Consider the following 19,687-nt stretch of genomic DNA (forward strand, 5'->3'; position numbering starts at 1 on the left):
GACCCAGGCCGGCCGATCACGTCCGCCAACCTGACCTGATCCAGCCCAGCCGGCCGATCCGGCTGCGCAACCAGACGAGCTTCGATCCGACCAGCCTCTGTAAGCGGCCCCGAATCGACTCGCCGGAGTTCGATGACCCGGCCGATCAGCCCAGCCGGCGGGTCAGCCCGACCCAGGCCGGCCGATCACGTCCGCCAACCTGACCTGATCCAGCCCAGCCGGCCGATCCGGCTGCGCAACCAGACGAGCTTCGATCCGACCAGCCTGCGTAAGCGGCCCCGAATCGACTCGCCGGAGTTCGATGACCCGGCCGATCAGCCCAGCCGACCGGTCAGCCCGACCCAGGCCGGCCGGCCGAGTCCACCAACCCGGCCCGGCTGCTGAGCCTGCCGATCCGGCTGAGCGACCAGAACCAGCCTCGACCTCGCCAGCCTGCTCAGCCGGCCCTCAACCGACTCGCCCGCATCCACTGGCCCGCTCGACCCGCATCGACCCGACCCCCAGGAACCCGATCACACCGTCACCGGCAACGTCCGCAACCCCCGGATCACGAACTCCGGCCGCCGCTCCGGCTCGGCCGCCAGTCGCAGCCCCGGCAGCCGCGTGGAGAGCGCCGACAGCGCGGCCGCGATTTCCACGCGCGCGAGCGGCGCCCCCACGCAGTAGTGGATCCCCATCCCGAAGCCGAGATGCGCGTTGGGCGAGCGGCCGATGTCGAGCACGTCCGGCGAATCGAACACCCGAGGATCCCGCGCCGCCGCCCCCAGCAGTGCGCCGATCTTCGTGCCGCGCGCGACCCGGTACCCGGCGATCTCCACGTCCTCGGTCGCCGTGCGCTCGAACAGCTGCAGCGGCGCGTCGAACCGGATCAGTTCTTCCACAGCCGAGTCGAGCAAACTTGGGTCCGACCCAAGTCGTTCCCACTCGGACCGATAGGTCAGCAACGCGAGCACCCCGTTGCCGATCACGTTCACCGTGGCCTCGTGCCCCGCCATCAGCAGCAGCACGGCCGTGGCCACGACCTCGTCCGGCGTGAGCTCGCTGGCCACCAGGTCGGCCACGATCCCGCCCGGCGTCCCACTTACCACCGAGCGCAGGTACGAGACGAAGTCGGCCGCGGCCTGCTCGGCGGCGTCGCGGCCGGCTTCCGGCAGGCCGAACTCGTACATCTTCACGATCGCGTTGCTCCACGCCACCAGCCGCGGCCCGTCTTCCACGGGAATGCCGAGCAGCTCCGCGATCACGGCCACCGGCAGCGGCTGCGCGAGGTGTTCCAGCAGGTCGGCGCTACCGTCGGCCTCGATCTTGCCCGCCAGTGTGTCCACCATCGACGAAGCCAGCCGTGCGACCATCGGCCGCAGCCGCTGCACGTGGCCGCGCCCGAACTCGCCCGCGATCACGCGCCGCAGCCGCGTGTGGGCCGGCGGTTCGTTCTCCAGCAACGAGTTGCGGTGCAGCAGGTTGAACGACGCGAACCGCTCGAGCGGCTGCGCGTCCGTCCAGATCCGGCCCAGCCCGCGGTGGCGCAGCACGGCGGCCGATGCGGCGTGCGAGACCGTGATCGCCAGGTCGAGCCCGTCGTGGTGGTGCACCTCGCCCTCGGCGCGCAACGCGGCGAACGCGGGGTACGGGTCGGCGAGGAAGGCGGGATCGGAAGCGTCGAACACGAGCCGACTCTACTGTGCCGATCGTTACCAATCCGACCACAGTCACGGCCGAATGGCTTCGTAGCAACGGATACGTGCCGCGCGGGGGTCGGCCTGCTTTTGGCCGGATTGGTAACCCGGGCGCCCCTCGCGGCCCCCGCTTCGATAGCGTCTGGCGTCGAGCTTTGAGGAGGCTGAAGTGGGCAAAGGCGCACGGAAGAAGGGTCCCAAGCCGGACCGCAAACCGAAGGTGCGCGACGTTTTCGTCGGGCAGCCCTTCGAAGGTCTGGCCGCGGAGCCGGAGCTGATCGCGTTGCGCGAGTTCGTGCCGTCGGCCACGGCGAAGCTCACGCTCGCCGAAGGCGGCGACGTCACCCTCGGCACCGTGCTGCCCATGGCGGCCGCGGCGTTCGTCCGCTCCGACGGGCAGCGCTACCTCGGGCTGCAGGTGCAGACGCGGTCGTCGGACATCAGCCGCGACCTCGGCCGGTCGCTGCGCTGGGTGCTCGACGCGAAGCCGGGCGACGTCCTGTCCGTGCCGGACACGACCACGCCGACCGACCCGGACGAGCACAACCGCCTGCAAGACCTGCTCGCGCCCGCCGCCGAGCTGGAGCTCACGCTCCACAGCGACTTCGGCTGGTGGCTGCCCGAGGACGCGGACGCGAGCGGCGACGTCGCGGTGTCCCTCGAGCGCGCCAACGCCGCCATCATGCCCACCGAGCGCCTCGGCGCCGGTGCGTACTGGGTGCTCGCCGGCGAGAAGGCGCACCTGCGCTGGGTCCGTCCCGAGCCGGAGAACCTGCTGCTGCAAGCGCTTGCGCGCCTGTCCGCGGCCGGCACGCTGGGCCTCGGCGAGGGCACGCGGTACGCGGGTTCGTTCCGTGCCCACGGCCTGCTCGTCCCGGTGTGGGACCTCGACCCCGAGGCGCACGCGCGGGAATGGGCCGAACCCAAGGACCAGCTCGGTGCCCGTCTCGAGGAGGCGCTGAAGTCGCTCGACGCCGAGCCGCTCAACGCCACCGAGCGCCGCGCCCGCGACGGCCTCATCGGCCGCCAGCTCACGATTCGCTGAGTGGACAACGCTGTGGAAGTTCGACGTCGAACTTCCACAGCGTTTCTCCCGGCCGAAGTCACACCCCGCTGAGCGGGTAAACCCGTACCTCGACGTGCCTTCGCGGTGGCACGATCGTTGAGGTGATCCTGCACATCAGTACCCGCGACGAGTGGGCCGCCGTGCCCGAGGCCGGCGAATACACCGCGCCTTCGCTCGCCGACATCGGGTTCATCCACTGCTCCGACCCCGGCACGGTCAGCCTGCCGGCGAACGCGCTCTACCGCGGTCGCACCGACCTCGTGCTGCTCGAGATCGACCCGACGCGGGTCGACGCGCGCGTGGTCTGGGAGGACGGCGCCCCGCCGCACCCCGACGGCATCCTCTTCCCGCACATCTACGGGCCGATCCCGCGAAACGCTGTGGTCGCGGTCCACGATTTCCCATCAGGCGCGGACGGTTCGTTGAGGCTGCCCGAGTCGCTCTCCGTGCGCTGAATCGCGGGAAATTCACGGAAAGTAGTCGCGAGAGCTGGACAACCTGCGGGGGCTGCCATGCGTGTGGGGGATGACGGGGGCGCGGTGCGCGGCGATCTCATCGGGGGAGGGGGCGATTTGGTGACGGCAGCGGCACCGGTCATCTCGGGGGGCGAACCGGCGTGGATCGCGGGCGCGCGCGTGGCGGCCGAGCCCAGGGTGTTCGCCGAGTTCGGTGACTTCGTTGCGGCCAGCCTGCCCGGCCTGCTGCGCTACGGCCACGCGCTCACCGGCAACCCGCACGACGCTGCGGACCTGGTGCAGACCGTGCTCGAGAAAATCGGCTCGCGCTGGTCCTACGTCCAGCAGAAGACGGGCGACCCGCTCGCGTACGTGCGGCGCTCGATGGCCAACGCGCACGTCAGCCGGTGGAGACGCACGCGCCGGGAGAACCTCGTCGCGGACCTGCCGGACACGAGCCCGTGCGCGCCGGACGACCCGTTCGAGCACGAGCCGCTGTGGCAGGCGCTGCGAAATCTGCCGCCGAGGCAACGCGCGGTGGTGGTGCTGCGTTACTACGAAGGACTGTCCGAGGCGGAGATCGCGGAAGCGCTCGGTGTCAGCCAGGGGACGGTGAAGAGCCAGGCCAGCAAGGCCCTCGCTTCGTTGCGGACGAAGCTGAAGCACGGAGAAGGGAGCGAAGCGGGTTGAACGTCTCCGAGGACGAGCTCGAACAACGGCTGCGCGCGCTCTTTTCCGACGACCGGCTCGGCGTCGCGGCTCCGGCCGACGCGGCTCCGGCGATCATGGCCGGTGCGCGGCGTCGTCGGCAGCGGCGGAAGGTGCTGATGTCGGCGTCCGGGGCGCTGTGCGCGCTCGCGTTGGTGTCGGGTGGGCTGGTGGTGTTCAAGTTCCAGGCGACGACCGGCACGGCCGACCTGACGGCTTCGCGGCTGACGGTGCCGAACGTGTCGGCCCCGCCACCGGTCGCGCCGGTCACTTCGGCCGCGCCGCCGGCTGCTGAAGATCCGCCCGTGGCTCCGCCGCTCGCGCCGTCCCACGTCTCGTCCGCCCCGCCGAAGCGGCATTCTGCTCCGCCGGCGACGCGGGGTGACGAGCCGACGAAGGTCACGAACGGACCGTTGCTGACGGCGGACGGTCTCGGGGCCTTGAAGCTCGGGATGACCGAGGAGCAGCTGACCGACTCGGGCCTGACGCTGACGCCGGTCAAGGAATCAGCCGGCTGCACCTACTACGACGTCGCCGGCGAGGGCGTCCCCGCCGCGACGGCCGTGGTTTCGCCCGACGCCGGCGTGGTGGTCGTGAAACCGGACGGCGCCGCCCACACCCCCGAGGGCGTCGGCGAGGGCTCGGCGAAGGAAGACGTGACCGCCGCGTACCCGGGAACATCCCAGGCCTCCGACGAGTTGGTAGCACCGACCGGCGACGAGGGCGCCTACCACTTCACCCTCGCCGACGACGGCTCCGTCTCGAGCCTCGACGTCCGCTCCGTCAACCAGACCTGCGCCGGCTGAGCCCGGCGCCGACCGAGGAACCCGGGCTATCCACAGGGGGAGAGCCCGGGTTCCTCTCTGTCCGGGCCCTTGTGGATGAGTGGGTGACTAGGTGGGCTCGACCTAACGAACTGCCAGCCGATGGCTGCCCTTGTGGTACTGGCAGGGTCCCGTATTCGGTGCGGAGTCTACGACTCGGAACGCAATCCCAGAGCACTGTGCTCCACGACGCCCGCGGGAAGATCACGCTTTCCTGAAGCCCGGCCAGTCAGCTCCCGCAGGCCAGCCCAGAGGTCGGCGGCAGGCTCGCCAAGGACGATCGCGCTGATGACCAGTTCCAGCATCAGACGGTCGCGCTCGTCGCCCATGCTCCGATAGCGCTCCCTGTCGCCTTCTACGACAGCGGAGGCGATCCTTCTCCCGCCTTCAGACACTCGGGCAAAGGACGCCTCATAGATACCGTGTCCGGTCCAGCTCCGGTGCATGAAAAGCACGTCGCCTTCGCAGAACACGTTCCACTTCTCGTCCATGTCCCGGGCTCGATATCCGCGCCGGATCCGTTCCCAGTCCTCGTCCGTCCAGACCCGGTCCGGCAGCTGAGGCACCGGCCTGGGTGTATTGATTGGTTGGAGACGCCGGAACGAGTCTCGGGTGAGCGGGGTATCGGCAGTCATGACCGTGATCCTACGGATGCCCTACGCCAAAGACGGCCGCTGATCTGCCAGAACAGGCAACTCCGTGCTTGACCCCGGGAGCGATACCAAGCGGTGCGAGCCCTTCATCGCCTTGCCGAAGCGGACGTGGCAGACGCCGAGCGAACCAAACTCGGATACGTGCGGATTCCGGCCGAAGTCGGCCAGGTCGAGCATTCGCGTCTCGGTGCGCCGCAGGCCGAAGGCGTAGGCGGTTTGGAACATCACGGCGTTGCGGATCGCCGGCAACCAGCCCGTGCGGCCGCGCCTTCGAAAGCGAACGACTCCCGTCGTTCCGCGGCGTCGAGGAACGCCTGCAACTCGTCCACGGACAGCGCACTTGCACGGATCACCCTCTGCCTGCTGGACGTGCACGGCGGTGTTCCACTCGTGCACGACCTGCACCGGGTGTGCCGAACCGTCGCTCGCACTCGGCGGCCCAGCCGTAGTTCGGGTCGGTCACGAAGTCGCAGAACGGCCGGACTGCGGTCTGGTAGTTCCGCAGCGCCGACTTCCGCAAGTACGTCACCGAGTGAGGATCGGCGAGCCACTCGTCGTCGACCATCTGAGCGCTCCACTGCCACGGGATGGCGTTGGGAACGGGGCGAAGGCGCTCACCACATTCGCCCGCCCTTGGACGGTCACGAGCCCGAGGTCTCGCGGGGCTGGTTGCTTCGCCCAGCCGTCGAGCATCGACTCGCACAGCCGGCGGTCCGGCATCAAGAGCGCGGTGCCATCGACCACGTGAAGCCGCGCCGAACCCGGCGCAACTCGCGTCGTGCGTAGTGGGATCGCGGGGTGTGCTCGACCCAGCCACTCCTGGGCGCCCCCGATGGGGTTGGCTCGACCGGCCGATTCGTGGTCGGCCCTGTGGATGACCGGGTGGGTCCGACCTAGCGAGACGACAGCCGATCGGCGCCCTTGTGGGCAGCTGGGTAGGTCGAGCCTCGTGAGTTCGAGAACGGCTGCCGACGTTGTGGATACCCGGGTAGGTCCGACCTAACGACTCTCAGGCACGCTCCCGCGTGGCCAGGAGCCCACCAACGACGGAGCCCGGGTTGTCCACAAGGGGACAACCCGGGCTCCGCGATGGCTGGCCTGACGGTGACAGCGCCCGCTGGCTGGGCCGGTTGAGCCGGCAGCCTTACAGGGCGCCGCCCGCGACGGGGGGCATGGCGGCGTCAGCGGAGGCCGTGCCGACGGACTCGCGGTGGAGGAACTTCTCGATCTCGTACACGTCGTCACCCGCGCGGCGCGCGACGGTGACCAGCGTGGACATCTGGGAGATCTCCTCGACCTGCTCCTTGAGGAACCACTGCGTGAACTGCTCGCTGATGTAGTCCTCTTCGGCGCGCGCGGCCTTGGCCAGCGCGGAGATGTCGGCGGCGACCTCCTTCTCCTGCTCCAGCGCCAGCTCGAGGAGCTGCAGCGGGGCGGAGAACTCGTTGCGGACGTCCTTCACGCCCGGCACCTCCACGTGGTGGTCGCGGTCGAGCATGTACTGCACGAGCGCCATCGCGTGGTTCCGCTCTTCCACCGACTGCTTGTAGAAGTGCTTCGCGAGCTGCGGCAGGTCCTCGTTGTCGAACCAGACCGCCAGCGCGATGTACTGCTGGGAGGCGTGGAACTCGTTGTGGATCTGCGCCTGCAGCAGTTCGTAGAACTTCGAGCGCGGTTCTTTCTTCGTGAGGGCCATGCCAATGACGGTACGACAAATCCCGATTAATTTCCACTTTGAGCTGGTGATCTCCACCCTATTAGGGTTACCATTCCTAAAGAAATCTTCCCTTATTTTGGTTAGCCTCCCCTTAACGAATTCCACTCATTTAGGGAAGGCTAACTTCGCTTTATATCGTGTCCCGTACGATCGGGCACGACATGCAGCGCGGGCCGCCGCGACCTGAACCCAGCTCGGATCCGGCGATGGCCAGGACCTCGATCCCCGCGTCGGCCAGGCGCTCGTTGGTCTCGAAGTTGCGCTCGTACCCGACGACGACTCCGGGGGCCAGCGCGAGGGTGTTGTTGCCGTCGTCCCATTGCTCGCGTTCGGCGGTCACCGGGTCGAGGCCCGTGTCGATCACGCGCAGGCGGTCGATGCCCATCGCTTCGGCGGCGGCGCTGAGGAACGGCGCCGGACCCGCGACTTTCAACCCGCCGTCGCCGGTGGGACGCACGGTGAACGCGGTGAGCGAATCGCGCGCGAGCGGGTACATCACGACGGCGTCGGCCGCGACCATCGTGCACACCGTGTCCAGGTGCATCGTCGCGCGGGTCTGCTCGATCGGCACGGCGAGCACGGTGTGCGCGAGGCCGTCGGCGAACACCGAACGCGCGAGCGACTCCGCGCCCGCCGGCGTGGTGCGCTCGCCGACGCCGATGGCCAGCACGCCCGGGGCCAGCAGCATCACGTCGCCGCCCTCGATGGGCGCGGAGTGGGCGCCGTACGCGCGCGCCGCGTGGCGGAAGCGCGGGTGGTAGGCGTAGACGAGGTCGAGCACAGCCGTTTCGCGCCGCCGCGCGGGCATGGTCAGCGACGAGATCGCCACGCGGTCGCCGATCCACGCCGACGAGTCGCGCGTGAACAGCAGGTTCGGCAGCGGGTCGACGGCGAACTCGTGCGGGTCGCGCATCATCCGCACCAGCGACGAGCCCTCCGCCGACGGCAGCTCCTCGAACGTCATGCCCGCCATGAGGACCTCGGCGAGCGTGCCCGCGTCGACGCCGCTCAGGTGCGAACGCAGCGAATCGGCGAGGTCGGCGCCGAGGCGCAGTTCATCCACAGCCGCGTGGACGCCCGCGGTGTGCGCGCGTTGGTCCTCCAGCGCCGTGCGCAGGGTGTCCGCCAGTAGGAGCACTTCGACGCCGCGCCCGCGGAGCACTTCCGCGAACGCGTCGTGCTCTTGCTGGGCCCGGTCCACCCACGGGATGGAGTCGAAGAGGAGCTGGTCGTTGTTGCGGGGCGTCAGCCTTTTGAGCTCGTTTCCCGGCCGGTGCAGGAGAACTGCACGAAGGGGTCCGACTTCGCTGTCCACCCTGGGCGGTGCCGTCACGTCGTTCACGAGGTCGAGCCTAATGAGCGCGCGTCAGGGGAGCCAGGAAAGATGGCCTTTCAGGAGCGAATAACCGACGAAAGACACCACGTCGAAAAGGGTGTGCGCGGCGACCAGCGGCCACAGCCGGTTGGTGCGCTGCCAGACGCGGCCGAACACCAGGCCCATGATGAAGTTGCCGACGAACCCGCCGAACCCCTGGTACAGGTGGTATGAGCCGCGCAGCACCGCGGCACCCACGAGCGAATTGTTCTCGCGCACGCCGAGTTGACGCAGCCGCGTGAGCAGGTAGCCGATCACGAGCACTTCTTCGGCGAACGCGTTGCCGAACGCCGAGAGCGTGAGCGCGATCGGGCGCCACCAGGTGTCGCCCAATGTGGACGGTTGCACCGCGAGGCTGAAGCCGAGGTGGTAGGAGAGGAAGTACAGGCCCAGCCCGGGAATCCCGATCACGGCGGCGAGGCCGAGGGTGATCAGTGCGTCGGACCCGGGGGAGCGGCGGTCGAGACCGATGTCGCGGATCTTGAGGCCGGCGCGCCACAGCAGGTACAGGCCGAGCACGCCCCAGCCGACGAGCTGCAGGGCGTTGAGCAGCTGCTGCAGCAGGTCGAGCAGGCTGGCCGCGGCCTGCGGGACGTTGAGCTGCACCTGTTGCTGCGCCAGCGGGACCGGGCGCAGCAGGGAGTCCACAAGGGACAGCAGGCTGCGTGCGCCGGAGAGGCCGAGTGTGATGCCGAAGACGAGCACCAGCTCGAACTTGACGGCCCGGCGCTCCTTCTCGTCCACGATCGGGGCGGGCGAATCGGGCGGAAGGGGCAGCAGCCAGGACCTGATGCCCGATCGCTCTGTCGTGCTCATGAGCGCACGCTACCTTCGAGGTATGCCTCGGACTATCGCCACCAACACGAAGGTCGACCGCGACGCGCTGGTCGAGTTCCTCAAGCCCCGCCACCACGCGATCCTGGTCACCACCCGCGCCGACGGGCGGCCGCAGCTCTCCCCTAACACGTGCGGCGTCGACGCGGAGGGCCGGATCGTGATCGCGACCTACCCGAAGCGGGCGAAGGTCGCGAACCTGCGCCGTTCGGCTGCCGTTTCGGTCTGTGTCCTGTCGGACGAGTGGAACGGCCCCTGGGTCCAGGTCGACGGCACCGCCGAGGTCATCGACCTGCCCGACTCCGTCGAGCCGCTCGTCGACTACTTCCGCAGCATCTCCGGCGAACACCCCGACTGGGACGAGTACCGCGAAGCCATGCGCAAGCAGGGCAAGAGCCTCATCCGCATCACCATCGACCGCTGGGGCCCCATCGCCACCGGCGGCTTCCCGCCGGAACTGGCGGACGACTGAGGCTCGCGCTTGCCGCGGCCAGGCCGGCTCCGCTGAGGTGGGGCCGGCCTTTGTCGTGGGTGGCCGGTTTCTGCTCGCTGGGTCGGACCCAACGAGCGATGGGTTGTCCCCGGGGACAACCCATCCCCATGGGGACAGGTGCCGGGCTGTCCCCATGGGGATGAACGCGAGCTGTCCACAGGTGGATAACTCGACAGGTCCTCGTGGGGATGGCCGACGAACCATCCCCACGAGGTGAGCGTCAGTCGGAGCGGTGCTGTTGGCGGAGAAACGGGCAGCCGACCAGCCGGCGGAGCTCGGCGGCCAGCTTGGGCGGGCTGTCGATCGACTGGGAGAACGCCAGGCGCACGTCGTGGTCGCCGGTGTCGGATTCGACGCGCAGGCGCAGGCCGTAGCGGTCGAGGCCGAGCGGCCGGATGCGGCCGTCCTGCAGGCCCGGCGGCAGGTGCTGCGCGAGCTGCTCCACGACGTCGGAGTGGTCGCTCTCCAGGTGCCGCAGCCAGTCGGCCTCGTAGCTGTGGAACGGGTCGGGCGGCGCCGCGCTGAACATGTGCGGCCGCAGCGAGTGCGTGCCCTCCGCGTCGGCCAGGACGAGGGACGCGGGGGTGAGGCGCAGGAGCGTCAGGCCGTGGCCGACGTCCAGGAGCCGCTCGTCCGGCCGCTGCTCGGCGATGGACACGGCGCGGGCGCGCGCGGAAACCGCCGAGAGCGGCCGGAGCCACCCGGTTATCCACAGCAGGCCGCGGATGGGTTCCCGCAGCTCCACCGGGGCGTGGTCGGCGAGCTCGACCATGACGGCGAGCTCGCCGCGCTGAGTCTGCCGCGACGTCCGCACCATCGGGTGCTCGTCGGGCAGAAGGATGCTGACGCTGCCGCTGTGGTGCACGTGGTGCAGCACGGGCACCACGCGCTCGGCCTCGCAATCGGCGCGCTCGACGGTCGGCATGATCGTCGCCGGTCCGTTGCGCGTCGCAATCGTCTTGGCCCGCTCGGCGGGGTTCGGCGCGGGCGGACGTCGGACGGATGTCGGGGCCTCGGTCACAGGTCACCTCCTACTTAGGTGAGCCTAACCTGAGTCCGGGCGAGAAGGGAAGACCCGATCCGTAACACGCCTCGCACGAGTGGCGAATAGTCGGTGATCCGTACCGCCACCTGGGGAGAATATGTCCGACGAAACGGATACCGTCCGTGTCTGGGAACCCGATCCGAAGATGCCCGCCGCACAGTTGAGGGTCCGCAAGATCCACAAGGCGCAGGGGACAGCCCTGCTCGGCGTCCTGTTGATCGGCGGCGGTATCGCCCTTTTCTTCGCACACGTCGGCCCCGCCGCGCCACTGCTCCTGATCTACCTGGGTCTCGCCATCGTGGTGCAGTGGGGGCGAGGTGCCGTTGCCGCACTCGGCTGGGCCCTGAAATGGCGCTGGCACACCGATCTCGCCCTCGAGCAGGTCGCCATCCCGGCGGACGGCCTCGTCGCTCGGCGCAAAACGGTCGCCGTGCGGCTCCCCGATGGCCGGTGGCTGCGCGCGAGCCCCGGCGCCGGTGTGCAGGCGCAGCTCGCCGGGCAGCGAAGCCTGTGGCTCGCGCGCAGCGGCGACCAGGCGCTGGCCATCGTGGCGGGCCACCCTTCGGCGTGGCTGGCGCGCATCCACGACGAGCCCCCGTCCGGCGCGCGCGAGCTCCGCGTGCTCTCGCGTGAACAGGTCCCGCCCTGCCAAGATCCCGTCCTCAATGCGGACCGCGATGCCCGCGTCCGCGGTGCCTGGCTGGTCGTCGTGGTGTCACTCGGCGCCTGTGCCTTCGCCGTCTGGGCCGTCCTTGAGATCCTCGCGAACCGCAGCGACGGCGGGACCGCCGCTTTTGTCCAGACGCTGGTCCTCGCCCCGATCGCGGGCGGGGCGATCATCGCCTTCCTCCACGCACTCGGCAGCGGTATCGACGCGCTCGGGCTCGCGAAGGCCCACCGAGCCGACACCTGGACCGAGCTCGCGGTGACCCGGAGCGAGGCGCAGCTGCCCGACGGCCGCACCGTCCGCATCAGACTGTCGAAACGGCCCGCGTCCCTCGCGCTCAACGTCACCGCGGCCCGAACGCTGTGGACGTTCGGCCCGGCCAAACCCGGCAACGTCCGCGTCGGGGTGCCCGGCTGCCCCGTCTCGGGCCGAGCGCGGTTGAAAATCGTCGAAGCTCGAGCAGGAGCGCAGTGAACAGCTGGCTTCCCGACCCCGCCGTCCCGGCCGCGCAGCTGCCGTTCTTCGGCTCGGTGGCGGGCACTGCCCGCCGCAGGTTCCTCAAACGTCTGGTGGCCCGCCTTGCGATCGCGGCCGGCCTGGTGGCGCTGATCGCCGCCGACGGACGCGTTGACGTCGCGGACCTCGTGCTGCTCGTGTACTACGTCGGCACGGTCCTTGCGCTCGGCGGCCGTACGCTGCGCTACAAACGGCTGTTCGACCGCATGTTCGCGACACCGTTCGAAACCGTCGACGCCACCGAGAAAACCACAGCCGGACGACGGTTCGCGATCAGGCTTGCCGACGGAGGCTGGGCGCACTTCAAGCTGGGCCGGTACGCGACCGACCTGCTTTCGCGGTGCCGGTATCTCCACGTGCTCCGGATCGGCGACCACGCGGTCGTACTCGTGCCCGGCGTCGGATGGCGCCCGGGCCGGGTCCGCGACCTGCCCCTGTCCACGGCACTCCCGCTCGCGGTCCCCGCGACGCAACCCGACCCCCGGCCGATGCGGACGCTGAGGCGGCGCAGGGCACGCTTCACCGCCGCCTGGTACGTCGGCCTCGGCGCCCTGTTCGTCTGGGCACGCCTGAGCCTGCCGCGCGGCGACCAGTCGGCGTGGGGCACGGTCGCGGGGTTCCTGGTCGCCGTCGCCGCGCTGTTCGCGGTCAGGGCGTTGCGGCGCGCGGTGCGTCGCGCGCCGGTCATCGGCGAATGGACCCAGCTCGTCGTCACGTCCGAGCCCGTCATCACCCGTACCCGCCGCAGCTTCAGCCTCGACGGCCACGCGCTTCACCCCGACGGCACCACAGCCGTCTTCCGCATCCCCAGCACGAGCCTTCTCGCCGCCCTCGACATCGCCGCCACGAGGAAGCTGTGGGTGGCCGGTCGGCGCGCCGGTCTACCCGGCCACGTCTGGACCGGCCTCGTCCGGTTTCACGCCCCCGGCCCCCTCCCAGACCACGACCACGCGTAACCCTCGTCCTCGGAAGCCGAAGCCGCCTCCCCGAGCTCCAGCGGCGCGAAGGTATCCACCATCACCGCCGTCTCGTCGAAGAACTCCGCGCCGATGGAGGCCTCCGCGGCGCCCGGTTGCGGGCCGTGGGTGAAGCCGGACGGGTGCAAGGACAGGGAGCCGATGGCGATGCCCGAGCCGCGGCGGGCCTCGTAGTTGCCGCGGACGTAGAACATGAGCTCGTCGGAGTCGACGTTCGCGTGGTTGTACGGCACGGGGATCGAGTCCTCGTGGTAGTCGACCTTGCGGGGGCAGAAGGAGCACACCACGAAGTTCGGTCCCTCGAACGTCTGGTGCACGGGCGGCGGCTGGTGCACGCGGCCGGTGATGGGCTCGAAGTCGTCGATGTTGAACGCCCACGGGTACAGGCAGCCGTCCCAGCCGACGACGTCGAAGGGGTGCGTCGCGTAGGTGTAGCGGGTCAGGCCCGCGCGGTGGCGCACGAGGACGTCGACGTCGGAACCGTCCACCAGCAGCGGCGCGACCGGTCCCCGGACGTCACGCTCGCAGTACGGCGAGTGCTCCAGGAACTGCCCCTTCGCCGACAGGTAGCGCTTCGGCGGGCCGATGTGCCCGCGCGCCTCCAGTACGTACAGGCGCACCTCGCCGTGCGGCACCACGCGGTAGGTGCACGACGTCGGGATCACCACGTAGTCGCCGTCCGAGGCCTCCAGCGCTCCGTAGATCGTCTCGAAGACAGCCGATCCGCCCTGGACGTAGAACAGCTCGTCGCCCGCCGCGTTGCGGTACAGGGGCGACGGGGCGGTGGCGACGACGAAGCCGATGGTCACGTCGGCGTTGCCGAACAGGCGCCGCCGGTCGGTCACGGCGTCGGCGGACGCGCCGAACTTCAGCTCCGGCGTCTTGAAGTGCCGCGGCTTCAACGGGTGGTTGGGCACGAGGGAGCCGCGGTCCTCGGGCACGGCCACCGCGTCGACGATCGCCGTCGGCAGGCCGCGGTGGTACAGCAGCGCCGAGTCGGCGGAGAAGCCCTCGACGCCCATCAGCTCCTCGGCGTAGAGGCCGCCGTCGGGCTTGCGGAAGGCCGTGTGCCGCTTGTGGGGGACCTCGCCTACTCGCCGGTAGAAGGGCATGGCTGACTCCTCCGGAGGTGTCCGCAGAACGAACGATTTTGTCCTGTTGTCGTACGCTACTAGCGTGTCATTCGTGTCAAGCGCTGTGGAACTCACGCCCCCCGGCCCCCGTGGAATTCCTCCCCTGTTCGCGCGGCTCGTCGACGACTCGGCGCTCTTTCCGCCCTCGGACGCGGCCATGCCCGAAGCGCTGCGAGCGCACTACGAGTCGCGGGCGGGTGAACACGCCGGTGTACTGGGCGTTTTTCTCTGCCAGGCCTCTCGGCTGCCGGAGCTGATCACCGAGTTGATCAAGATCAAGCCGAAGGAGCCGCTGCCCCTGTCACTGATCATCGACACCGGGCTCGGCGGCGTGCCCAAGGCCATCTCGATCGTCGAGTCGCGCAGCGAGCTGCTGTCGCTGCGGATGGTCGAGATGCCGGCTCCGTCGGACGTCGACGAGGTGTGGCTGGAGCGCGTCTCGGAGTTCGTGCCCGAGGACGTGATCCGCGTGGTCGAGCCGCGCCGCGGTGTCGGCTGGCTCGACGGCGTGCGCAAGGTGATCGAGCACGGCAGCTGGCCGAAGATCCGCTGCGGCGGCCCCGCGGGGGAGAACTTCCCCAGCGTCGACGAGGTGGCCGACTTCCTGTCGGTGGTCAGCGGCGCGCCCGGCGCGTCGTTCAAGGCCACCAACAGCCTGCACCGCGCCGTCCGCCACACCGATCCGGAGACGGGCTTCACGCACCACGGCTTCCTGAACCTGATCGTCGCGTCGGCCCGCTGTCTCTCGGGCGGCGACGTGCGCGAGGCGCTGGAGTCCACCGACGGCAAGGCACTGGCCGACGAGGCCCGCGCGCTGTCGGAGCCGGCCGCGAAGGCCGTGCGGGAGCTCTTCGCGTCCTACGCGGCGGCGTCGTTCGCCGAGCCGGTGGCCGACCTGGGTGAGCTCGAGCTGCTGTGAGCAGGGAGGGGTCGCTGACCCTCGACCGCGGCCTGGCACTGCTGCAGGCAGTGGCCGACGCGGGCGAGGAGGCGGCGACCATCTCCGAGTTGGCCGTGACGATCGGCGCGAGCCGCGCGGCCGTCTACCGCCTGCTGGTGCCGCTGTCCGAGCGCGGCCTGATCTGGCGGGACGGCACGAAGGTGCGCCTCGGCGTCGGCCTGCTGCGGCTGGCCGGGCAGGTGCTGCCGCAGCTGCGGGAAGCGGCGCGGCCGGTGCTGCGCGAGCTGGCGGAGAAGGTCGGGGCCACGGCGCACCTCACCGTGGCCCAGGGCGATCAGGCGCAGGCCGTGGCGGTGGTGGAGCCGTCGTGGACGAGCTACCACGTCGCGTACCGCGTGGGCAGCCGTCATCCGCTCAGCGCGGGCGCGGCGGGCCGGGCGATGTCGCTGCGGCCCGGCGGCGACGGCTGGGTCGCGTCCACGGGCGAGCTGGAGGCCGGCGCGTCCGGCGTGGCCGCGCCGGTGCGCGGCGTGCCGGGGCTGCGGGCGAGCGTCGGGGTGGTGTCTCTGGAGCCGTTGGACGCGGCCGCGGTGGGGCCGCAGGTCGTCGCGGCGGCCGGAAAGCTCACCGAGGTGCTCCGAACCGACGCGTAGTGCGGCGTGGCGTGCTGGAATAGGGTCTCGTGGAGCAGTCTCGTGGAGCAAAGGGGACGGCTTGCCGAGGAGCCGTCGCGGAGGTGTCCAGGTGAACGTTCCGAGTGAGCTCGTCGGTTGCGAGGTCCGCCGGACGTCGTTCGACTACCAGGTGCGCCTCGCGCTGGTCGACCAGCCGGATCCGGCCGACGAGCCGCGGGTGGACGCCGAGCTGGTGCTCGAGACGTCGTTCGTGCTGCGTGACGTCGAGGGCGTGAGCCACGAACTGGAGCCCGGCAGCGGTGCGGCCCTGGCGCCGGTGCTCGCGCTGTTCGGCCAGCGCGTGACCGAGGTGGCGGTGCCCGAGGAGGGCACGCTGACGGTGGTCTTCGACGGCGGAGCCGAGCTGCGCGTGGGGCCGGACCGGCAGTACGAGTCGTGGTGGCTCACCGGCCACGGCGTCGAGCCGATCCTGGTGGGCCCGGCCGCCTAGCGGCGCGCGGCCGCCAGCAGCGGTCGCACCATCGTGAGCAGCAGCGCCAGGTCCACGCAGAACAGCAGCCGCTCGAACAACCCCAGCGTCACCTCCTGCTGTGCGGGACCGGTGATCAGCTCGAAGACGAACCCGCCGAGCACGATCAGCACGCCGGCGAGGCTCGCGACGGCCAGGCCGCGGATCGTGCTGCGTCCCGGTTCCCACGGGCACTTCGGCGTGCCGCGGCGCGTGAGCAGCCACGCGGCGGCCGGCAGGGCGAGGAACGCGGTGAGCGCGGCGGCGTTGTGGAGCTGGCCGTCGAAGGTGCGGGCCTGGCCGTCGGGGTCGACGGGGACGGTCGCGCAGATCGTGAGGCCCGCGCACCACACGCCCAGCAGCGTGACGACGGCGGGCGAGCGCCGGGCCTTCACGAGCCCGGCCAGCAGCGCGACGGAACCGAGCGCCAGCGCCAGGCACATCGCGCTGAACAGCGGCGCGGCCGAGCGGCTGCCGAGGTGGCCGTAGACGTACTCCGACAGCGTCTGCCACACCGGGCTGACCTGCGCCGACAGTCGCAGGTGCAGGTCAGCCGCGATGGCCACCGCGAGCCCCATGCCGGCCAGCGCGAGCCGGCCGTGCACGGGGGACACGGCGCCAGGCGCGGCCTTCGACATGGGGGCACTCCTCGGTGGTCATGGCGAAGGGCAAGGCTCCCCGCGTCATCGCGGATTCACCTTGCCCTCATCCACTGGTTCCGGAGAGGCTACCTCGTGTTCCTGTGAAGTCGCTGTGGTCAGCCGGCTTGGAAAGCGAGCTGGACCAGGGCGAACGCGGCGAATCCGGCGAACACGAACCCCGCGACGCGCTGGATGAGCTTCGGCCGGATGCGGCTGCGGATCTTCGCGCCGATGAACACCGCGAGCCCGGCCACGGAGACCAGCGCGACGAACGCGCCGAGCCCGACCGCGAACGGGTTGCCGAGTCGCGCGACGAGTCCCGCCGTCGCGAGTTGCGAAGCGTCGCCCCACTCGGCGGCGAAGAGCACGCCGAACGAGGTCAGCGCGGAGCGCAGGAAGGACTTCGGTGCCGCACCGAGGCGTGCGGCGTCGTCGGCCGCTTCGTCGGCTTCGTTGAATCCTTCGCGCAGGAGCATGAAGGCGCCGATACCGAACATCGCGGCCACGAGCAGGGAAACCACGGTTTCCGGAAGAAGGGTGAGCACGTGGCCGAACGCCGCGGCTATAACACACTGGATAGCGAATGCCGCACACACCCCGGCGAATACCGGCCACGCGCGGAAACGCGTGGTCAGAACCAGCGTCGCGACCAGGGTCTTGTCCGGCAGTTCCACTGCCAGGACCAGGCCGAACGCGCTGATGAGAGCGATGAGTGCGGGAGACATGAGCTGGTGGACACCCCTTTCACTTCAACGATAAAGGAGGTGTTCAGAAGGCTGCAAGTTGATGGGGTTTGCGAATTGCCCCGTGAGGTTTGTTGAATAGGTTTCGCCGGGGTTCCTGAATATAGATTTCGGCGTGCCGAATTCTGTTTTGCGGATGCGGTACGGTGCGAGTCATGCCTGCTGACCACGTGGTCGTGACCACCACTGTCGACAAAGAAGCGACCGCTCGGAACATCGCCACGAGTGCCGTCGAGGCGCGGCTCGCCGCCTGCGCCCAGATTGTGGGGCCGATCACCAGCGTGTACCGCTGGGAGGGCAAGGTGCGCACCGACTCCGAGTGGCGCGTCGAGTGCAAGACGGCGGCCGACCGCGCGGGTGCGCTCGAGGAGTTCCTGAACGTGCGCCACACCTACGCCCTGCCGGAGATCGTGGTGACCCCGCTCGTCGGCGGGAGCCCGCGGTATCTGTCGTGGGTGGTGGAGCAGACCCGGTAGATCCCTTTCGGGTACACAGTGGACGGATGTGCCCGGGACACCTGACGTGGGTGTTTCCCGGGTTCAGGACGTTGGTCCCTCGTTTTTCGGGACGTGTTGAACTGGTTGGTGGCGCGCGGGCGGAGTTAGCTCGGGTACGTGGATGTCCTTGAGCTCGCGCGGTGGCAGTTCGGCATCACCACCGTGTACCACTTCCTGATGGTCCCGCTGACCATCGGACTTTCGGTGCTCGTCGCGGGGATGCAGACCGCCTGGGTGCGCACGGGCAACGAGCGCTACTTCAAGATGACCAAGTTCTGGGGGAAGCTCCTGCTGGTCAACTTCGCCATGGGCGTGGTGACCGGGATCGTGCAGGAGTTCCAGTTCGGGATGACCTGGAGCGCCTACTCCCGCTTCGTCGGCGACGTGTTCGGCGCGCCGCTGGCGATGGAGGGGCTCGTCGCGTTCTTCGTGGAGTCGACCTTCCTCGGCCTGTGGATCTTCGGCTGGGACCGGCTGCCGAAACGCGTGCACCTGGCGTGTGCGTGGGCGTTCTCCCTGGCGACGATGGCCTCGGCCTACTTCATCCTGGCCGCGAACTCCTGGATGCAGCACCCGGTGGGGGTGGAGTTCGTCGACGGCAAGCCGACGATGAACTCGATCTTCGCGGTGCTGACCAACAACACGGCGCTGGCGGCGATCCCGCACACGCTGGCCGGGGCGTTCTCGGTGGCGGCGGCGTTCCTCGTCGGGGTGGCGGGCTGGCACCTGTGGCGGCGTCGGTCGGCTTCGGACTCGGACGCCGGGGTGCACCGGGACGTCTGGCGCGCGTCGCTGCGGCTCGGTGCCTGGGTCGGGATCGCCGCGTTCGCGGTGCTGGCCATCACGGGTGACACGCAGGGCAAGCTGATGTTCCAGCAGCAGCCGATGAAGATGGCTTCGGCGGAAGCGTTGTGCCACACGGAGAAGCCGGCGAGCTTCTCGATCCTGGCGATCGGCGACGTCGCGGGGGCCAACTGCGAGGACGTGAAGACGTTCACCGTGCCGGCGCTGCTGTCGTTCCTCGCGCACAACGACTTTTCCACCGAGGTGCCGGGTGTGGAAAACCTGATCGGCCAGTACCAGGCGAAGTACGGCACCAACTACCCGAACGACCCCGACCTGGGGCCGCTGGCGGGCAAGCCGATCGACTACGTGCCCAACCTGCCGGTGACCTACTGGGGATTCCGGGCCATGATCGGCTTCGGCGCGATCGGGGCGGGGATCGGCCTGCTGGCGCTGTGGCTCACGCGCCGCGGCCGGATCCCGGGTGGGCGCTGGTTCCCGTTGCTGCTGGTCGCGGGCATCGCGACCCCGTTCATCGGCAACAGCGCCGGCTGGATCTTCACGGAGATGGGGCGTCAGCCGTTCGTGGTCGCGCCGAACCCGACGGGCGTCGAGGGCATGTGGATGTTCACGGCGCAGGCGGTGTCGCAGCTGTCGGTCGGTGAGGTGTGGACTTCGCTGATCTCGCTCACGGTGCTCTACCTGGGGTTGGGCGTGGTGGAGCTGTTCCTGATGCGCAAGTACGTCCGCGGTGGGGTCGAAGGGGTTCTGCCGCCGCCTGCTCACGGTGGGGAGGCGGGTTCGGATGACACGTTGTCGTTCGCTTACTGAGCCTTCGTT

At 69.8% G+C, this 19,687-nt stretch carries 23 protein-coding genes; 13 read left to right on the forward strand and 10 right to left on the reverse strand.

All coding sequences use genetic code 11. From position 1 onward, the window contains the following. A partial coding sequence (locus tag AB0K15_RS00735; RefSeq protein ID WP_364043743.1) for a hypothetical protein occupies positions 1 to 203 on the forward strand: 203 nt, incomplete at its 5' end. A gap of 309 nt (positions 204 to 512) precedes the next feature. Here the strand turns inward: AB0K15_RS00735 and AB0K15_RS00740 are convergent. Beyond that, on the reverse strand, positions 513 to 1,667 hold the full coding sequence (locus tag AB0K15_RS00740; RefSeq protein WP_364043746.1) for a cytochrome P450: 1,155 nt from the start codon (positions 1,665 to 1,667) through the stop codon (positions 513 to 515). Positions 1,668 to 1,845: 178 nt separating this feature from the next. On the opposite strand from AB0K15_RS00740, the gene AB0K15_RS00745 reads away from it, so the two are divergent. The 4 genes from AB0K15_RS00745 to AB0K15_RS00760 all read left to right on the forward strand — a co-directional run bounded on the left by AB0K15_RS00745 (position 1,846) and on the right by AB0K15_RS00760 (position 4,711). Continuing rightward, positions 1,846 to 2,721: a DUF5926 family protein gene (locus tag AB0K15_RS00745; protein ID WP_360598695.1), complete on the forward strand. Its 876-nt coding sequence runs from the start codon at positions 1,846 to 1,848 to the stop codon at positions 2,719 to 2,721. A gap of 122 nt (positions 2,722 to 2,843) precedes the next feature. Beyond that, on the forward strand, positions 2,844 to 3,197 hold the full coding sequence (locus tag AB0K15_RS00750; protein ID WP_364043749.1) for a DUF952 domain-containing protein: 354 nt from the start codon (positions 2,844 to 2,846) through the stop codon (positions 3,195 to 3,197). A gap of 120 nt (positions 3,198 to 3,317) precedes the next feature. After that, positions 3,318 to 3,887 carry a SigE family RNA polymerase sigma factor gene (locus AB0K15_RS00755; protein ID WP_364043752.1) on the forward strand — a complete coding sequence of 190 codons (570 nt, stop codon included), beginning with the start codon at positions 3,318 to 3,320 and terminating at the stop codon, positions 3,885 to 3,887. Further along, on the forward strand, positions 3,884 to 4,711 hold the full coding sequence (locus AB0K15_RS00760; protein ID WP_364043755.1) for a hypothetical protein: 828 nt from the start codon (positions 3,884 to 3,886) through the stop codon (positions 4,709 to 4,711). Before AB0K15_RS00755 ends, AB0K15_RS00760 begins: the two co-directional genes overlap by 4 nt. A gap of 167 nt (positions 4,712 to 4,878) precedes the next feature. On the opposite strand, the gene AB0K15_RS00765 is transcribed toward AB0K15_RS00760, so the two are convergent. From AB0K15_RS00765 to AB0K15_RS00785, 5 genes are all read right to left on the reverse strand, one after another. Then, entirely contained in the window at positions 4,879 to 5,220 is a 342-nt protein-coding gene (locus tag AB0K15_RS00765; RefSeq protein WP_364043757.1) for a hypothetical protein, read from the reverse strand. Positions 5,221 to 5,385: 165 nt separating this feature from the next. Continuing rightward, entirely contained in the window at positions 5,386 to 5,787 is a 402-nt protein-coding gene (locus AB0K15_RS00770) for a hypothetical protein (protein ID WP_364043760.1), read from the reverse strand. Positions 5,788 to 6,526: 739 nt separating this feature from the next. Then, positions 6,527 to 7,078, reverse strand: a complete 552-nt coding sequence (locus tag AB0K15_RS00775; protein WP_364043763.1) for a ferritin — start codon at positions 7,076 to 7,078, stop codon at positions 6,527 to 6,529. A gap of 151 nt (positions 7,079 to 7,229) precedes the next feature. Continuing rightward, the gene (locus AB0K15_RS00780) at positions 7,230 to 8,414 is read right to left on the reverse strand and encodes an arginine deiminase (protein ID WP_364045319.1); all 1,185 of its coding nucleotides are present in this window, start codon (positions 8,412 to 8,414) and stop codon (positions 7,230 to 7,232) included. Between the two features lie 51 nt (positions 8,415 to 8,465). Beyond that, positions 8,466 to 9,290, reverse strand: a complete 825-nt coding sequence (locus AB0K15_RS00785; RefSeq protein ID WP_364043766.1) for a CPBP family intramembrane glutamic endopeptidase — start codon at positions 9,288 to 9,290, stop codon at positions 8,466 to 8,468. A 22-nt stretch (positions 9,291 to 9,312) separates the two neighbouring features. Here AB0K15_RS00785 and AB0K15_RS00790 point away from each other — a divergent pair, with 22 nt between their 5' ends. Next, entirely contained in the window at positions 9,313 to 9,780 is a 468-nt protein-coding gene (locus AB0K15_RS00790; RefSeq protein WP_364043769.1) for a PPOX class F420-dependent oxidoreductase, read from the forward strand. A gap of 241 nt (positions 9,781 to 10,021) precedes the next feature. Here the strand turns inward: AB0K15_RS00790 and AB0K15_RS00795 are convergent, their stop codons facing one another. Further along, positions 10,022 to 10,822, reverse strand: a complete 801-nt coding sequence (locus AB0K15_RS00795) for a DUF2470 domain-containing protein (protein ID WP_364043772.1) — start codon at positions 10,820 to 10,822, stop codon at positions 10,022 to 10,024. Between the two features lie 169 nt (positions 10,823 to 10,991). Here AB0K15_RS00795 and AB0K15_RS00800 point away from each other — a divergent pair, with 169 nt between their 5' ends. Both AB0K15_RS00800 and AB0K15_RS00805 read left to right on the forward strand, forming a co-directional pair. Continuing rightward, on the forward strand, positions 10,992 to 11,987 hold the full coding sequence (locus tag AB0K15_RS00800) for a hypothetical protein (RefSeq protein WP_364043775.1): 996 nt from the start codon (positions 10,992 to 10,994) through the stop codon (positions 11,985 to 11,987). Further along, on the forward strand, positions 11,984 to 12,985 hold the full coding sequence (locus tag AB0K15_RS00805) for a hypothetical protein (protein WP_364043778.1): 1,002 nt from the start codon (positions 11,984 to 11,986) through the stop codon (positions 12,983 to 12,985). Before AB0K15_RS00800 ends, AB0K15_RS00805 begins: the two co-directional genes overlap by 4 nt. Here AB0K15_RS00805 and AB0K15_RS00810 read toward each other — a convergent pair. Next, positions 12,946 to 14,118 (reverse strand): homogentisate 1,2-dioxygenase, encoded by a 1,173-nt coding sequence (locus AB0K15_RS00810; RefSeq protein ID WP_364043781.1) that lies wholly within the window; start codon positions 14,116 to 14,118, stop codon positions 12,946 to 12,948. The two genes, AB0K15_RS00805 and AB0K15_RS00810, sit on opposite strands and share 40 nt — an antisense overlap. Positions 14,119 to 14,203: 85 nt before the next feature. Between AB0K15_RS00810 and AB0K15_RS00815 the strand changes: the two genes are divergently transcribed. The 3 genes from AB0K15_RS00815 to AB0K15_RS00825 all read left to right on the forward strand — a co-directional run bounded on the left by AB0K15_RS00815 (position 14,204) and on the right by AB0K15_RS00825 (position 16,165). Continuing rightward, positions 14,204 to 15,058 carry a hypothetical protein gene (locus AB0K15_RS00815; protein WP_364045321.1) on the forward strand — a complete coding sequence of 285 codons (855 nt, stop codon included), beginning with the start codon at positions 14,204 to 14,206 and terminating at the stop codon, positions 15,056 to 15,058. Further along, entirely contained in the window at positions 15,055 to 15,693 is a 639-nt protein-coding gene (locus tag AB0K15_RS00820) for a helix-turn-helix domain-containing protein (RefSeq protein ID WP_360598706.1), read from the forward strand. Before AB0K15_RS00815 ends, AB0K15_RS00820 begins: the two co-directional genes overlap by 4 nt. Before the next feature lie 91 nt (positions 15,694 to 15,784). Continuing rightward, positions 15,785 to 16,165, forward strand: coding sequence for a DUF6188 family protein (locus AB0K15_RS00825; RefSeq protein WP_364043785.1), 381 nt, complete (start codon positions 15,785 to 15,787; stop codon positions 16,163 to 16,165). On the opposite strand, the gene AB0K15_RS00830 is transcribed toward AB0K15_RS00825, so the two are convergent. Further along, on the reverse strand, positions 16,162 to 16,821 hold the full coding sequence (locus AB0K15_RS00830; protein WP_364043788.1) for a DUF998 domain-containing protein: 660 nt from the start codon (positions 16,819 to 16,821) through the stop codon (positions 16,162 to 16,164). The genes AB0K15_RS00825 and AB0K15_RS00830 overlap by 4 nt on opposite strands. A 119-nt stretch (positions 16,822 to 16,940) precedes the next feature. Next, complete coding sequence (locus AB0K15_RS00835) at positions 16,941 to 17,549, reverse strand: TMEM165/GDT1 family protein (RefSeq protein ID WP_364043791.1); 609 nt, start codon at positions 17,547 to 17,549, stop codon at positions 16,941 to 16,943. A 173-nt stretch (positions 17,550 to 17,722) separates the two neighbouring features. Between AB0K15_RS00835 and cutA the strand changes: the two genes are divergently transcribed. After that, positions 17,723 to 18,043, forward strand: coding sequence for a divalent-cation tolerance protein CutA (gene cutA / locus AB0K15_RS00840; RefSeq protein WP_364043794.1), 321 nt, complete (start codon positions 17,723 to 17,725; stop codon positions 18,041 to 18,043). A gap of 138 nt (positions 18,044 to 18,181) precedes the next feature. Next, positions 18,182 to 19,678: a cytochrome ubiquinol oxidase subunit I gene (locus AB0K15_RS00845; RefSeq protein ID WP_364043797.1), complete on the forward strand. Its 1,497-nt coding sequence runs from the start codon at positions 18,182 to 18,184 to the stop codon at positions 19,676 to 19,678. Positions 19,679 to 19,687 lie beyond the last annotated feature (9 nt).

Source organism: Amycolatopsis sp. NPDC049253, from assembly GCF_040678995.1.
Classification (GTDB): domain Bacteria; phylum Actinomycetota; class Actinomycetes; order Mycobacteriales; family Pseudonocardiaceae; genus Amycolatopsis.

Coding starts and splice junctions, on each gene's coding strand:
- AB0K15_RS00775 (WP_364043763.1), bottom strand. CDS start 7,078: ATGGCCCTCACGAAGAAAGAACCGCGCTCGAAGTTCTACGAACTGCTG.
- cutA (WP_364043794.1), top strand. CDS start 17,723: ATGCCTGCTGACCACGTGGTCGTGACCACCACTGTCGACAAAGAAGCG.
- AB0K15_RS00800 (WP_364043775.1), top strand. CDS start 10,992: ATGCCCGCCGCACAGTTGAGGGTCCGCAAGATCCACAAGGCGCAGGGG.
- AB0K15_RS00810 (WP_364043781.1), bottom strand. CDS start 14,118: ATGCCCTTCTACCGGCGAGTAGGCGAGGTCCCCCACAAGCGGCACACG.
- AB0K15_RS00765 (WP_364043757.1), bottom strand. CDS start 5,220: ATGGACGAGAAGTGGAACGTGTTCTGCGAAGGCGACGTGCTTTTCATG.
- AB0K15_RS00835 (WP_364043791.1), bottom strand. CDS start 17,549: ATGTCTCCCGCACTCATCGCTCTCATCAGCGCGTTCGGCCTGGTCCTG.
- AB0K15_RS00830 (WP_364043788.1), bottom strand. CDS start 16,821: ATGTCGAAGGCCGCGCCTGGCGCCGTGTCCCCCGTGCACGGCCGGCTC.
- AB0K15_RS00785 (WP_364043766.1), bottom strand. CDS start 9,290: ATGAGCACGACAGAGCGATCGGGCATCAGGTCCTGGCTGCTGCCCCTT.
- AB0K15_RS00790 (WP_364043769.1), top strand. CDS start 9,313: ATGCCTCGGACTATCGCCACCAACACGAAGGTCGACCGCGACGCGCTG.